We start from the raw sequence: 14,790 nt of genomic DNA, 5'->3' as shown, positions 1-14,790 counted from the left end.
CCCCTCGGTCGGAGGGGTGACGGACTTGACGCCCACACGTTAGCGATAATCATTTTCAATTACTACCCCGTCCTTACTCCGCTTCTCGGGAGAGACCTTGTCCGTCCCACCCCGCCCCGCCGCCCTGCTGTGCGCCCTCGTGGCCGCGACCGCCCTGCTCCCCACCGCCGCCCCCGCCCGGGCGTCGGCCTCCCTCACCTTCGGCGCCTGCCCGGACTCCGTACCGGCCCCGCCCGCACCCGAGCGGGTGGAATGCGGGCGCCTGACCGTCCCGCTCGACTGGAAGCACCCGTCCGGCCGGCACATCGAGATCGCCGTCTCCCGCGTCCCCGCCTCCGGCACCCCGGCCGAGCGGCGCGGCATCCTGCTGGTGAACCCGGGCGGGCCGGGTGGCTCCGGGCTCCCCTACGCGGTGACCAAGCGCGCCAAACTCCCCGCGGACGTACGGCGTTCGCACGACGTCATCGGCTTCGACCCGCGGGGCGTCGGCCGCAGCACGCCGGTGTACTGCGGTGCGATGGGCGGCCTGTTCGCCGCGCCGGGAGCGGACCCGGTGCCCACGACTCCGCGCGCCGAGCGGACGTACCTCGCGTCACAGCGGCACCTGGCCGACGACTGCGCGGCGGGCGCGGGCAAGGAGGTGATGCCGTATCTGTCCACCGAGCAGACGGCGCACGACATGGACGCGATCCGCGCCGCGCTGGGCGAGCCGCGCACGAGCTTTCTCGGTGTCTCGTACGGCAGTTACCTGGGCGCCGCCTACGCCGCGCGCTTTCCGCACCGGGTCGGCCGCATGGTCCTGGACAGCGTGGTCGGGCCCTGGGACTGGCACGACTTCGACGTGATCCAGGGCCGGGCGATGCTGCGCGCCCGTGACACCTTCTTCGCCTGGACCGCCGAACACCCGGTGCGCTTCGGGCTGGGCTCCGGCGCGGATGCCGTACGGCGGTCGTATCTGCGTGTACGCCACGGACTCGCCGCCCACCCGGTGAACGGCTTCGGCCCGGCGGAGTTCGACCGCGCCGTCTACCGCGCCCTCGGCCGCACCGAGCGCTGGGCGGGCCTGGCCGACGGGCTGCGCGCCTATCTGACCGACGGCAGCCCGGACGGCCTGCGCCCCGCGTCCGCCTTCGACAGCCCGGAATCGCGCAACTACGAGGCGGCCAACCGGATCGTGAAGTGCGCGGACGGCCCGGGACCGACGCCCCGGGAGGTCGTGGCGGACATCCGGCGCATACGCCGGCTCGACCCGCAGCCGGTCCTGACCGGACTGGAGGCGTCGGCCTGCGCGTACTGGCAGCACCGCCCGCACCACCGCACGCCGCTCGGCAGTCCGGCCGCTCCGCCGGTGGTGTTGGTCGCGTCCGCGCACGACCCGGTGACCCCGATCGAAGGCGCCCGCAGGCTGCGGGAGGTGCTGCCCGGCTCCCGCCTGGTCACCCTCGACGACGACTACTCGCACGGCGTGTTCGCCAGCCGCGGCAACGCGTGCGTGGACGGGACGGTCGCCGCCTATCTCGTCGACGGGACGGTACCCGCGGAAGATGTGCGCTGCTCAGGTCCCGGACTACCGGTCACGGCAACGGCTGCTCCGTCCAAATGATCTTGCCGTTGGGGGTGTACCGCGTCCCCCAGCGCTCGGTGAGCTGGGCGACGAGGAACAGGCCGCGCCCGCCCTCGTCCGTACTGCGGGCCCGGCGCAGCCGCGGCGAGGTGCTGCTGCCGTCGGAGACCTCGCAGATCAGGGCGCGGTCGCGGAGCAGGCGGAGCTGGACGGAGCCGTGGGCGTGGCGGATGGCGTTGGTGACCAGTTCGCTGGCGATCAGTTCGGTGGTGAAGGCCAGGTCGTCCAGGCCCCAGGCGGCGAGCCGGTCGGTGACCGCGACACGCGCGCGGGAGACGACCGCCGGGTCACTGGGCAGCTCCCACTGGGCCACCCGGTCGGCGCCCAGCGTGTGGGTGCGGGCGATGAGCAGGGCGACGTCGTCGCCGGGGCGGGCCGGGAGCAGGGCGTCGAGAACGGCCTCGCAGGTCTCCTCCGGCGGGCGGCCCACGTCGGCCAGGACGGTACGCAGCTTGGCCAGGCCGGCGTCGATGTCGCGATGCCGGTCCTCGACGAGACCGTCGGTGTAGAGCACGAGTTGACTGCCCTCGGCCAGCTCCAGTTCGACCGTCTCGAAGGGCATGCCACCGAGGCCCAGGGGCGGGCAGGAGGGCAGGTCGACGAACTCGACCGTGCCGTCCGGGGAGACGACCGCGGGCAGGGGGTGCCCGGCGCGGGTGAGGGTGCAGCGCCGGGACACCGGGTCGTAGACGGCGTACAGACAGGTGGCGCCGACGATGCCGGAGTCGGGCGTGTTCTCCGCCGCCCAGCCCTCGCCGCGGTCGAGCCGGCCGACCAGGTCGTCGAGGTGGGTGAGGAGGTCGTCGGGCGGCATGTCGAGGGCGCAGAAGTTGTGCACCGCCGTGCGCAGGCGGCCCATCGTGGCGGCGGCGTGCAGACCGTGGCCGACGACGTCGCCGACGACCAGGGCTACGCGGGCGCCGGACAGCGGGATGACGTCGAACCAGTCGCCGCCCACGCCGGCCTGCGCGGGCAGGTAGCGGTAGGCCACCTCGACGGCGCTCTGCTCGGAACGCCCGCGGGGCAGCAGGCTGCGCTGCAGGGTGAGGGCGGTGTTGTGCTCGCGGGTGTAGCGGCGGGCGTTGTCGATGCAGATCGCCGCGCGCCCGGAGAGCTCCTGGGCCAGGGACAGGTCGTCGTCCTCGAAGGGGGCGGGCTGCACGGAGCGGTAGAAGCTGACCACGCCGAGGGTCGTGCCCCGCGCCCGCAAAGGCACGGTGATCAGCGAGTGGATGCCGGCCGCCAGCACCCGTGCCAGCCGTGCCGGGTCCTGCGCGATCCAGCCGCCCGCGTCCGCCAGGACGGGTTCGAGCACGGACTGCCTGGTCTCCAGGCAGCGGGCCTGCGGCGTGGACGGGACGTACTCGACCAGGTCGCCGACGTCGTACAGGTTGTGGGGATCCTTGCGTACGGCGCGGATGGCCACCCGGCGCAGCGCGGTGGCGCCGCCGAGGGCTTCCGGTTCCTCGCCGCGCAGCACGGAGTCGGGGAGGTCCACGGCGACGAAGTCGGCGAACCGGGGGACGGTCACCTCGGCGAGTTCCTCCGCGGTGCGACTGACATCCAGGGTGGTGCCGATCCGGACGCTCGCGTCGTGCAGCAGCTCCAGCCGCCGCCGCGCCAGCACGGCCAGCCGGCCGACCCCGGGCTCCCCGACGAGAAGCAGCCACCCTTCGGCGCCGCCGCCGTCACTCTCGCCGTCCGGCGCGGACCGGGTGGGCGGTGGCGGCGTGGGGACGACGGTGGGGGCGCGCGGAGACTGTCCGGCGGGGGTGGGGAGGACGGTGCGCGTCGTGGCGGGCGGTGCGATGGCCGGCTCCGGCACGGGCGGTGCCTTGGTGGACTCCGGCCCGTGCCGGCGGCGGGGCGGGGCGGGCCCGTCGGAGGTGGGCGGCGCGACCGGCGCGACCGGCACTGCGTGGAACGCCTGGACGGCCCGGGCGGCCGGCCCGAGCGTGGTCTGCACGGCCGATGCGGCCAGAGCCTGCGCGGCCGACGGTGCCGGGCGGAGGTGACGCAGCCGTGGGCCGCCGAGGACGCGGGCCTCGACGGCGACACCGGTCTCCCCCGCCGCTCCCCGGACCTGTCGGCGCAACAGGGTGGCGGTCCGGCCGCTGGGCAGGGTGACCTCGGCGAAGGTGCGGTGCGGTGAGGCGATGAGTTCCTCGGCCCTCTCGCGCAGCATCGCCAGGTCGATCCGGCCGAGAGCATCGGCGGCGTGGCCGTACCGCAGTTCCTCGGGCTGCCTCGGCCAGCCGCGCGCGTGACCGTCGGCGCGCCGGTACGCGGCGAGGAGGGCGCGTTCGCGCTGGGAGGCCTGTTCCAGCAGCCGGCCCTCGATGTCCCGGGCGGCATCGCGCACCAGCCGCACCATCGCGGGGTCGCCCTGGTCGCGCAGGCAGGTGAGGTCCAGGACGGCCTCGATGCGCCCGCTGAGCGGGTCCCGGACGGGCGCGCCCGCACAGGCGAAGGGCTGCAGGCAGTCGGCGAAGTGCTCCCGGCCGGCGACATAGACCGGGCCGCGCTCGGCGAGGGCGGTGCCGACGCCGTTGGTGCCCACGGCCGCCTCCGAGGCGTCGAACCCGGGCGCGAACTGCACCTCGTCGAGACGCTCGCACAACTGCCGGCCACCGCCGAGCCGCTGGACCATCCGGCCCTGCCCGTCGCACACGGCGATGGTCATCCCCACGTCGACGAGCGAGGCGGCCAGGCCCTTCAGAACCGGGTCGGCAGCGCGCAGCAACCGGTCGTCCAGCGCCACGTCCTCGGTGTAGCGGACCAGCAGCCGGTGCGGCTCGAGCCCGACGGAGCGGCACCGCTTCCACGAATCGAGCACCGAGTCCCGGACATCCGACTCGACCAGTGAGCCGGCGAGGAAACGTTCGTGGGCATCGACGAGTCCGCCGATGTCGTCCCAGGCGACGGTCAAAGGGATCACTTCCCTCACCTGAAGCCGCCCGGTCACGCGCCGCCGCTCGACCCGCGGCCCAGTCGGCTTCTCCAGGCGATAATCACCCTAGTCCTTTTGTGACGTGCATCACAACGGAGCCCTTGGGTGGAGCGCGCCCTGAAGGGGCAGTCGGCGGAGCACGCGGCGCCACCTGCGCCGAGACCCTCGATGTGACGTACGACGCACAAGCGGCCCAAATTTTTTGCCTGCGGCGGTGATTGTTTCTCGATCGCCCTACGTACTTCCTGGGGACCGAGCAGCTCACCTCAGGAGGCTAGGCACGATGCCCATCTCGCGCCGCATGGTAGGAACCGTCTTCGTGGGAGGCGCCCTCGTCCTGACCCTCTCCGCCCTCGCGTACCCCGCCATGCTGGGCGTGGAGACCACCTCCGCCTCGCAGGACCGGATCATCGCCAACACGCAGTACGGGCCGCTGACCGAGGCGGACCGGGACTTCGTGGTCAAGGTCCGCGCGGCCGGACTGTGGGAGCACCCGCTGGGCCTGATGGCGATGGAGCGGGGCACGACCCCGGAGATGAAGGAGGCCGGCGAGCACCTGGTCGTCGGACACGCCCGGCTCGACCTCGCCTGCCGCAAGATCGCGTCCGAACTGAACATCACGCTGCCCAACCAGGCCAGCCCGCAGCAGCAGCAGTTCGTGGCGACCGTGGACTCCAAGACGGGCAAGGAGTTCGACGCCACCGGTGTCGCCATCATGCGGGTGACACACGGGCAGATCTTCCCGGTCATCGCGAAGATCCGGGGCACCACGCAGAACAGCATGGTCCGTCAGCTGGCCGACCTGGCCAACGACACCGTGCTCGACCACATGACGGTCCTGGAGAAGACCGGCATGGTGAACTTCGACGCGAACAACTTCCAGCAGACCACCCCGCCGAAGCTCCCCAAGGACCAGCTCACCCCGCCCGCGCCCCAGCCGGGCGCCCCGGTCCTCACGCTCGCCATCCCCAAGGGGCTCGAGGACCTGAACACCGCGTCGCCGTCGGCGCTGCCGAGCGCGGACGTCAAGTGACAGCAGCAGCGCCCCGGATGCCCTCCGGGGCGCTGCGACTCGTCGTGCCACGCCGTGTCAGCCGGTCTTCCACCCCACGCCGTGTCAGCCCGTCTTCCACCCCCACGGCGTGTCCATCCGCTCCCACTCCGCGGCCCACTCCTCCAGCCGCCGCCGCTCCAGCGCCAGCCGTACCACCCAGGTGGACCCCAGCACGATGCCGGCGGTGCCCGCTCCGGCCAGGACGCCGCCGGCGATCGAGTGCAGGACCAGCTCGCTCTCGGACAGCGGCTCGTGGGCGATGGCGCCGTTGCGGTCGGTCCACACCTCGACCTTGCTGCCCGCCTGCGCCTTCGGCGGTACCCGCGCCTCGTCCGTGCGGGTCGAGCCGTCCGGTTCGGTCCAGCGGACGGTGGCCCACACCAGATGGTCGGTGGTGACCCGCGAGGGCCCCGGATCCGCGGCGTCCTTCACGAGTACGGCCGTCACCTTGCGACTCTCGGCCCGTTGCGTCTGCGCCGACTGCACGACCGCGTCCGCCGCCGCCAGGCCCACGAACAGGGCCCCGACCAGCGCGAGCACCCATCCGCACAGCACGACCCAGGCCTCGATGACGTCACTGCGCCGCCGCAGCGGACTGCGCCGCCACCGCCACAGCCGCACCCTCGTGCACTCCGACGCAGCCATGCCGACACCCCCTTGAGCACCGACAGCACTCTTCCAGTGTGCGCCCATCCGCGGCGGCCCGTACGTTTCGTGTCAATGTCCCTGGCTCGGCCCACGCCCCCGTCCCCGTCGGCTCAGCTCGCGGTGCGCCGGATCCGTCCGGCATAACGCCTCTCCAGCTCCAGGTTGCCCTCGAAGCCGCCCGGCACATTGGCCGAGACGTACACCGGCGGGCGCTCCCCGGCGGCCAGGAGCTGGGCGGAGGCCTCGGCCACGGCCATCTGGACGAGCATCACGCCGGTCAGCGTGGACAGGGCGCACACCGCGCCGCCGCCCGGGAGGTCCAGCAGCGCGTCGCCGCGCGGGGCCGCGTTGTCCAGGACCACATCGGCGAGGTCGGCGAGCTTCTTGCCGCTGGGGTGGCCGGCGGGGACGGCGCGGGTGTGGGTGAGGGAGGTGAGGGCGAGGACGCGATGGCCGCGCTCCTTGGCCCGCAGGGCCATCTCCACGATGACGTTGTTGACGCCGGAGTTGGAGATCACGACGAAGAGGTCCTGGGGGTGCGGTGCGGCGAGGTCGTAGATCCGGCCCGCCACCCCGGCCTGACGCTCCAGGAGCGGGTCGTCGAGGACGCTCGGCGAGTCGCCGCCGTACAGGACGAGGTCGGCGATGCTCAGCCGGTTCGTCGGCACCAACCCGCCCGCGCGTCCGGCGAGTTCCAGGACGATGGCCTGGGAGTGGCCGGTGCCGAAGGCCTGGATCACGCCGTCCGCGCGGACGCAGTCGGCGATCAGCCGGGCGGCGCGCACCACGTCGTCGCGGGCGGAATCGGCGATGCGGTCGAGGACGGCCATGCTCTCGCGCGCGAAGCGCCGGGCGCTCAGGGACTCGTCGGACACGCGTCACTCCCCACCGGTGGATTGAACCACCCCATACGACTCCATTGGTGAATCAATAAATCACACACTGGATGGCAGGAGCAATGAGCGCACGGGGCAGGAGCCGACGAGCCGCACGCCCCTGTCTCGGTCCTGGTATTCAACCTGCGGAGCAAACGGTGGCTGGTACCTTCTCCCCATGCCCCCGACGGACGTCACCACACTGATCCGCACCGAGCTGCCGCGGCTGGCCGGTTCCCTGCGGAAGGTCGGCGAGCTGATCCTGGAGGATCCGGCCGCCGTCACCCACTGCTCGGCCGCCGAGCTGGGCCGCCGCACCGGCACCTCCCAGGCGACGGTGACCCGCTTCTGCCGGGCCATCGGCCTCGACTCCTACCAGCATCTGCTGATCGAGCTGGCCCAGGAGCGCGGCCGCGGCGAGGTCTCCGACTGGGGCACCGCCGAGATCGGGCCCGACATCTCCCCCGACGACAGCCTCGAACGGGTCGTGCAGGTCGTCGGGACCGCGGATCTGCGGGCCATCCAGCAGACCATCGACCGGATCGACCTCGACGCGATCGAGCGCGCCGCCCAGGCCCTGGCCCGCGCCCGGCGCATCGACGTGTACGGCGTCGGCGGCAGCGGCGCCGTGACGCAGGAGACGGAGACGCGCCTGTTCCGCATCGGCTGCTCGGTCCGCGGCTGGACGGAGGTGCACGCGGCGGCCACCTCCGCGGCCCTGCTCACCCCGGCCGACGTGGCCATCGGCATCTCGCACTCCGGGGCGACCCGCGAGACCCTCGAACCGTTCGAGATGGCCAAGGAGCGCGGCGCCACCACCGTCGCCCTCACCACCGACCCGCGCTCACCGCTGTCCCGGGCCGCCGACATCCGGCTCATCTCGTCGTCCTCGGAGACCAGCTTCCGCGCCGAGAGCATCAGCAGCCGCCACTCCGTCCTGATGCTCGTCGACTGCCTGTACGTCCGGGTCGCCCAGCTCACCTACCAGCGCGCGAGCGCCTCACTGGCGCTGACCGACCACATCACCCCGCAGCACGCGGTGAAGTCACGCCGGGCACGCTGACCCTCGCGTCCAGGACTGCATGGATGAACCACCGAAAAGGCATCCGCATGGTTGTTTGAACCAACCCCTCGGTGCCAGGATGTGGCTCCCCACGAGCACTCGTAGGAGCCCCATGCGCGTCATCTCTGTCGAGTCGACCGAGCTCTTCGTCGGCACCGAGGACCACCCGCAGCAGGTACTGGCCGTCGAGATCGGGCACCTCCCCGGCCGGAGGGTCCGCCTCACCGTCGAGGGGCCGGGTGTCCACGGCACCGCCGAGGCGACCGCGGGGGACGACGGCACCGTACGGGCCGAGATACCGGTGACGACCGACCTGGCCCCCGGCGACCGTACGCACATCAGGGTCACGGCCGAGGACGCCGACGACCCGGCCCGCAGCGCGGAGCACTCCGCCGCGTTCACGGCCACCGAGCCCGGCTGGACCATGTTCATGGTCAGCCACTTCCACTACGACCCCGTCTGGTGGAACACCCAGGGCGCCTACACCGAGACCTGGGACGTCGCCGACGACCCCGCCACCACCGGCCTGCCCGCCCGCACCTTCGACTCGCGCGGCCAGTCCGGCATGAGCCTCGTCCGCGCCCACTGCGATCTGGCGCGCCGCGACCCGGCCTACACCTTCGTGCTCGCCGAGGTCGACTACCTCAAGCCCTACTGGGACGCCTTCCCGGAGGAGCGCGCCTTCCTGCGCCAGCTGATCCGCACCGGCCGCGTCGAGATCATGGGCGGCACCTACAACGAGCCGAACACCAACCTCACCGGCGCCGAGGCGACCGTACGCAACGCCCTGTACGGCGATGGCTTCCAGCGCGGGATCATCGGGGCCTCGCCGGAGACGGCCTGGCAGCTGGACGCGTTCGGGCACGACCCGCAGTTCCCCGGGCTGATGGCGGACGCGGGCGTCACGTCGAGTTCGTGGGCGCGCGGCCCCTTCCACCAGTGGGGCCCCACCCTGTCCGTCTTCGGCGAGGAGCCGCGGGATCCGCAGCGGATGCAGTTCCCGGCGGAGTTCGACTGGATCGCCCCCTCGGGGCGCGGCATCCTCACCGCGTACATGGTCAACCACTACGGCGCCGGCTGGGCGATCGACAACGCGCCCACCCTGCCGGAGGCGGAGGCGGCCGCGCTCAAGCTGTTCAAGGGGCTGAAGAAGGTCGCGCTCACCCGCAACGTGCTGCTCCCGGTCGGCGGTGACTACGCGCCGCCGTGCCGCTGGGTGATGGACATCCACCGGGACTGGAACGCCCGCTACGTCTGGCCGCGTTTCGTCAGCGGCATCCCGCGGGACTTCTTCGCGGCCGTCCGCGCGGAGCTGGAGTCGCAGGGCCGCAAGGCCTCCCCGCAGACGCGGGACATGAACCCGATCTACACCGGCAAGGACGTCTCCTACATCGACACCAAGCAGGCCCAGCGGTACGGCGAGACGCTGCTCGCCGACGCGGAGGCCTGGGCGACGCTCGCCTCGCTGGTGACCGGGCACCCCTATCCGGACGCGGCCCTCGACAAGGCCTGGCGGCAGCTGATCTACGGCGCCCACCACGACGCCATCACCGGTTCCGAGTCCGACCAGGTCTACATCGACCTGCTCACCGGCTGGCGGGAGCTGTACGACCTGGCCGAGACCGTCCACGCCGACGCGACCGACGCCCTGGCGAGAAGGGTCGCCCGACTACCGGGCGGCACCCCGGACTTGGTCGTCTTCAACGCGGCGACCTGGGAGCGACGGGACGTACTGGAGGTCGAGGACCCCGGACTCGTCCCGCTGGACGACACCGGCCTGCCCCTGCCCGCCGTACGGGAGGACGGCGCACTCCGCGTCGTCGTACCGGAGGTGCCGGGCATGGGCCTCAAGGCGCTCGCGCTCGCCGAGGGCACCGTCCCCGAGTGGACGCCCGGCGACGGCACCACCATCCGCAACGAGTTCTACGAAGTGACGGTCGATCCCGCGCGCGGCGGCGCCGTCAGCAGCCTGCGGGCGCTGACGGAGGCCGGCCGGGAACTGCTGCGCCCCGGCGACATCGGCAACGAGCTGGTCGTACAGGAGGAGTACTCCAGACACCCGCGCTTCGGCGAGGGCCCCTGGCACCTCACCCCGACCGGCACCACGGCCGCCCGCAGCCGGGACGTCACGGCCGACATCGATGTCGAGCACTCCCCCGCCGGATCACGCATCACCGTCCGCGCCGACCTCGGCCTCTTCCGCTACACGCAGCGGCTCACGCTCTGGAAGGGCGTCGACCGCCTCGACCTCACCACCACCCTCGACGGCTACGACGGTGCCGACCGCCTCATCCGGGTCCGCTGGCCGTCCGACGTGCGGGGCGGGCTGCCGGTGCACGAGGTGGCCGACGCGGTGATCGGGCGCGGGTTCGGGTTCGTGGAGGTGGACAGCGAGCGGTTCCCGTGGACGCTGGACAATCCGGCCAACACGTGGTTCGGGCTGGGGTCCACCGCGCGGATCGCGGTGGCCGACGACTCCGGACGTCCCCTCGGCGAACGGTCCATCGGAGTCGCCGAGTTGGTGTACCCCTCCTGGGACGACGCCGGTGAACTGGGCACCACGCTCGCGGCGGCCTTGGTGCGGGTGGGCGTGACGGCGACCTCGACGATCGCCGGGGGCCCGCGCTACGGCGACCTGGAGGTCGACTCCAACCTGCCCGACATCCGGATCGCGGTCGGCACCCCCGAGCGCAACTCCGTGGTCGCCGAGGCCCTCGGCTGGGACCCGGCGGCCGGCCGCGAACTGCGCCGACAGCTCGCCGAACGAGGGGTGGCGGCCATCTGGGTCGCGCCGCGCGCCTCGCTGCGGGAGGAGTGGGTGCCCGGCGCCGACCTGCGCGACCTGGAGCGGCTGCCGCTGCTCGTGGTGGCGGGCGTCCGCCCCGAGGACGACGCCAAGGCCGTCGACGCGCTGATCGCCGACCTGGAGGACGCGGTCCTGCGGGCCACGGCGGCGGGCGGCGGGGAGGCCCTGCCACCGGGGGACGCGTGGGACGGCCGCAGCTTCGCGGTCCTGAACCGCGGCACGCCGGGCTGTGTGGTGACCTCGTCGGGCGACCTCTACATGTCGCTGATGCGCTCCTGCACGGGCTGGCCCTCCGGCATCTGGGTGGACCCGCCCCGGCGCACGGCGCCCGACGGCTCGGCCTTCCAACTCCAGCGCTGGTCCCACACGTTCGAGTACGCCGTCGTCGCCGGCGCGGGCGACTGGCGGGAGCTGCGGCTGCCGCAGGCCGGGCATGCGTTCAACCATCCGCTGACGGGACGGGTACGGCGGACGGCCGCCGAGGATGCGGCACTCCCCAGGAAGGCTGTGCTGCTGGGGCTCGAACCGGCCGGGGAGGTGCTGCTCGACGCGCTCAAGGCGGCCGGGTCGCCGCTCGCGCGGGGCAGCGCGGCGCCGGCCGATCCGGGGCGCGGGGTCGTCGTGCGGGTGCATGAGGTGAACGGGCGGCCGGTGCGGGCGCGGGTGCGCGGGCCGCGGGAGTGGACGGACGGTGCGCGGGCGGACGTGCTGGAGAGGCGGGGGGAGCCGCTGACGCCCGACGGTCAGGGGGCGCTCGCGGTCGGCCTGACCGGCTTCGAGGTGGCCACGGTTCTCGCCACCGCCGACGCGGAGAGTTCCTCCGGCCCCGGCATCGCCGCCCACGAACCGGCCCAGCCCGTCCCCACCCGGTACTGGCTGCACAACTCCGGCCCCGCCCCACGCGGCAACATGCCGGTCGCGGTGTACGTCTCCCCGACCACCCTCACCGTCGCCGACGGTCCGGTCACGGCGACGGTCCGGGTGAGCTCGGAGCTGACCGACGCGCCGGTGTCGGGCACGGCGAGCCTGCACGCCCCGCCCGGCTGGTCCGTCGAGCCGGCCGAGCTGCCGTACGCCCTGGGCCCCGGCGGGTTCACGATCGCCGAGGTCACGGTGACACCACCGCCCACCGCCGAGCCGGGGCGGCACTGGCTCGCCGCCCGGCTGTCGTACGGCGGGCAGACGTACGAGGACGTCGTGGCGCTGGATGTGCCGGACGGGCACATGGGGCCAACGCTGGTGACGGGCCTGGGAGTCGACCGGGTCAGCGTGCGCCGGGGTGAACGGGTCCGGGTCCCCGTGACCCTGCGCAACAGAACCCGGGGGCCGATCAGCGGCACCCTGTGGGCCGTCTCCTCGTGGGGAACCTGGGCGGCCGTGACCCCCGGTTGCCAGGGCTTCACGGTGGCGGGCGGGGAGCAACTGGAGTGCGCGATCGAGGTGGACGGAGGGGCGATGCCGCCGGGGTCGTACTGGCTGATGGCGAAGGTGGGCCGGCACGGCTGCGTCGCCTATACGGAGGCCGTGGAGCTGGAGGTGACGCCATGACGCGGGAATACGCGGCTCACGTGCATGGTGAAGCGGTCCGCACGGAACGCGTGGACGCCTTCCTGAACGCCGGTTCGACCGCGCCCCTCAGGGGCGCGGGGCTGCATCGATATGCGGCTCCGCCGCGGGGCGCGACCAACCACAACGGACCCGCGGACGAACGACGACACATCCCGCCACTGCCCTCGGAGCGCGCCGCCAGGGCCGAACGCCAACGGCGCCGCTGGGCCACCCAAGTAGTCCTGATAGACGAACTGGCCCGACGAACCTGCGTGGAGCGCGGCCTGCCGGCCTCGGCGGAAGTGTCACCGGCCGCCATGCTCACCGTGGCCGAAGCCGACGTCGCGAACCTCGGCAGCATCGTCGCGGCAGCGCTGGCCCACTCCCCCGCCGCACGCACCCTGCTCGCCGAGCTGGAGAGCGAGCAACACGTCCCGGAAGCAGCCGTACGCGACTACTACGACCGCAACCCCGACCGCTTCCTCACCCCAGCCGCGCTCAGGCGCGGCGTGGACCCCTTCGGCACCACCACCCCCGCGGACTTCCTGCCGTACGAGCACGCCCGCGAGGGCATCGCACACGAACTGCGGCGGGCGGCCGGGCGGCGAGCCTTCTTCGACTGGCTGGACCAGGCGCGCACCGGCGTGGAGTACGCCCCGGGCCACGAGCACCCGGGCGACCCCTCCCACCCGGACCACGAGCACCGCCACTGAGCGACCGGAACGTAAAAGCAACCCGGCAACCCATTGACCTCCGATGAATTCTGGTCCACCTTTTCATCAATCAGCGTCCAAGTTGGTGATTTGAACCAGCGAAACCCAGCCGTCTCGGTCGGCCGCAGGAGGGCACCCATGCGCGCAAGCAGACTTCCCGGATCCCTGGCATGTTTCCTCGCCCTGGCACTCGCGGCCGCAGGCTGCGGCCTCTCCGGCGGCTCCGACGACGGTGAGGCCACGGCCGGCGGCTGCAAGGTCGACAAGGCGAACGTCGGATCCGGGGCGCTCTCCGGGGACGTCAAGGGCGACATCACCTTCCAGACGACCAACCTGAAGAAAGACTTCGGCGACTACTTCAACGGCGTCATCTCCGCCTTCGAGAAGGAGCACCCGGGCACGAAGGTCAAGTGGATCGACGACCCCGGCGACGCCACCTTCACCCAGCGCCTGGTCGCCGACGCACAGGGCTGCACCCTGCCGGACGTGGTGAACATCAACGTCAACACGGCGGTGGCGCTGACCAAGAACGGCTACCTGCTCAACCTCGACGAGAAGGCGCCGGACGCCGGCGAGCCGTTCACCGAGTCGATGTGGAAGTCGAGCACCTACGCCGCGGCCGACGGCACCGAGGTGCACAGCGTGCTGCCCTGGTACTCCGGCGGCATCGTGCAGACCTTCAACGACGACCTGCTGAAGAAGGCGGGCCTGGACCCGGCCAAACCTCCGACGTCCATCCTCGGTCTGTTCGCCGACGCCGAGAAGATAGCCAAGGCCTCCGACGGCAAGTACTTCGCCTTCCTCGCCAACCCGCAGCTGCGCATCCCCGCCGACTGGCAGCAGATGGGCATCGAGGTGCTCTCGGCGGACGGCAAGAAGTTCACCTTCGCCGACGACCCGAGGACCGTGCAGTGGGTCGAGGGCATGACCAAGCTCTACAAGGCGGGGGCGATGCCGAAGGACTCCCTCTCCTCCACCCAGGATCCGTCCAACGTCTACGGGCAGGGCAAACTGGCCTACGGCCCGACCAACCCCAACTTCCTGCGCTTCATCCAGCAGAACAACCCGAGCGTCTACAAGAAGACCGGCGTCGCCCGCTACCCGCTGGACGACCTCGGTCACACCGTCGGTGCCCCGCAGTACATCGGTGTGGCGTCCACCAGCAAGAACGCGGTGACCGCGCTGGCCTTCGCGCGGTTCCTGACCAACGCGAAGAACCAGCTCCAGTGGGCGAAGGACCCGAACGTCGTCATCTTCCCCTCCACGACCGAGTCGCTGAAGGACCCGTTCTTCCAGAAGGTCGAGGGCACCGACCCGTTCGCCGAGGCCCGCAAGATCGTCGCGAGTGACCGGCAGACCGCCACGGCCGACGAGATCGCCCTCACACCGGGCGAGCTGAACGCCATCTCGGCCCAGATCCAGCTGGCCATGCAGGGCAAGAAGAGCGCGCAGGATGCCCTCGACGAGGCCCAGTCCAAGGCCAACGCGCTGATCGAGCAGGCCGGCTGA

At 72.4% G+C, this 14,790-nt stretch carries 9 protein-coding genes; 6 read left to right on the top strand and 3 right to left on the bottom strand.

Annotated features, from left to right (window positions below; all coding sequences use genetic code 11):
* The first annotated feature begins 97 nt into the window (after positions 1–97).
* Positions 98–1,603: an alpha/beta hydrolase gene (locus ACTMVF_RS12420; RefSeq protein ID WP_441271030.1), complete on the top strand. Its 1,506-nt coding sequence runs from the start codon at positions 98–100 to the stop codon at positions 1,601–1,603.
* On the opposite strand, the gene ACTMVF_RS12415 is transcribed toward ACTMVF_RS12420, so the two are convergent.
* Positions 1,575–4,562, bottom strand: a complete 2,988-nt coding sequence (locus ACTMVF_RS12415) for a SpoIIE family protein phosphatase (protein WP_441271029.1) — start codon at positions 4,560–4,562, stop codon at positions 1,575–1,577. The genes ACTMVF_RS12420 and ACTMVF_RS12415 overlap by 29 nt on opposite strands.
* 295 nt (positions 4,563–4,857) lie before the next feature.
* Between ACTMVF_RS12415 and ACTMVF_RS12410 the strand changes: the two genes are divergently transcribed.
* Positions 4,858–5,607, top strand: coding sequence for a DUF4142 domain-containing protein (locus tag ACTMVF_RS12410; protein ID WP_441271028.1), 750 nt, complete (start codon positions 4,858–4,860; stop codon positions 5,605–5,607).
* Between the two features lie 84 nt (positions 5,608–5,691).
* On the opposite strand, the gene ACTMVF_RS12405 is transcribed toward ACTMVF_RS12410, so the two are convergent.
* A complete protein-coding gene (locus ACTMVF_RS12405) occupies positions 5,692–6,273 on the bottom strand; it encodes an Rv1733c family protein (protein WP_441271027.1) in 582 nt (193 codons plus the stop codon).
* Between the two features lie 113 nt (positions 6,274–6,386).
* On the bottom strand, positions 6,387–7,151 hold the full coding sequence (locus tag ACTMVF_RS12400; RefSeq protein ID WP_441271026.1) for a sugar isomerase domain-containing protein: 765 nt from the start codon (positions 7,149–7,151) through the stop codon (positions 6,387–6,389).
* Between the two features lie 178 nt (positions 7,152–7,329).
* Between ACTMVF_RS12400 and ACTMVF_RS12395 the strand changes: the two genes are divergently transcribed.
* From ACTMVF_RS12395 to ACTMVF_RS12380, 4 genes are all read left to right on the top strand, one after another.
* The gene (locus ACTMVF_RS12395) at positions 7,330–8,214 is read left to right on the top strand and encodes a MurR/RpiR family transcriptional regulator (protein ID WP_441271025.1); all 885 of its coding nucleotides are present in this window, start codon (positions 7,330–7,332) and stop codon (positions 8,212–8,214) included.
* A 112-nt stretch (positions 8,215–8,326) separates the two neighbouring features.
* Positions 8,327–12,568 (top strand): NEW3 domain-containing protein, encoded by a 4,242-nt coding sequence (locus ACTMVF_RS12390; protein ID WP_441271024.1) that lies wholly within the window; start codon positions 8,327–8,329, stop codon positions 12,566–12,568.
* Positions 12,565–13,281 carry a peptidyl-prolyl cis-trans isomerase gene (locus ACTMVF_RS12385; protein ID WP_441271023.1) on the top strand — a complete coding sequence of 239 codons (717 nt, stop codon included), beginning with the start codon at positions 12,565–12,567 and terminating at the stop codon, positions 13,279–13,281. The genes ACTMVF_RS12390 and ACTMVF_RS12385 overlap by 4 nt, the downstream gene beginning before the upstream one ends.
* A gap of 138 nt (positions 13,282–13,419) precedes the next feature.
* A complete protein-coding gene (locus ACTMVF_RS12380) occupies positions 13,420–14,790 on the top strand; it encodes an extracellular solute-binding protein (RefSeq protein WP_441271022.1) in 1,371 nt (456 codons plus the stop codon).

The sequence above is a fragment of the Streptomyces sp. SD31 genome (genome assembly GCF_052068475.1).
Taxonomy (GTDB): domain Bacteria; phylum Actinomycetota; class Actinomycetes; order Streptomycetales; family Streptomycetaceae; genus Streptomyces.
The sequence above is the reverse complement of the archived record's forward strand: the minus strand, read 5'-3'. Positions and strand labels throughout refer to the sequence as shown.

Coding starts and splice junctions, on each gene's coding strand:
- ACTMVF_RS12410 (WP_441271028.1), top strand. CDS start 4,858: ATGCCCATCTCGCGCCGCATGGTAGGAACCGTCTTCGTGGGAGGCGCC.
- ACTMVF_RS12405 (WP_441271027.1), bottom strand. CDS start 6,273: ATGGCTGCGTCGGAGTGCACGAGGGTGCGGCTGTGGCGGTGGCGGCGC.
- ACTMVF_RS12395 (WP_441271025.1), top strand. CDS start 7,330: ATGCCCCCGACGGACGTCACCACACTGATCCGCACCGAGCTGCCGCGG.
- ACTMVF_RS12390 (WP_441271024.1), top strand. CDS start 8,327: ATGCGCGTCATCTCTGTCGAGTCGACCGAGCTCTTCGTCGGCACCGAG.
- ACTMVF_RS12385 (WP_441271023.1), top strand. CDS start 12,565: ATGACGCGGGAATACGCGGCTCACGTGCATGGTGAAGCGGTCCGCACG.
- ACTMVF_RS12380 (WP_441271022.1), top strand. CDS start 13,420: ATGCGCGCAAGCAGACTTCCCGGATCCCTGGCATGTTTCCTCGCCCTG.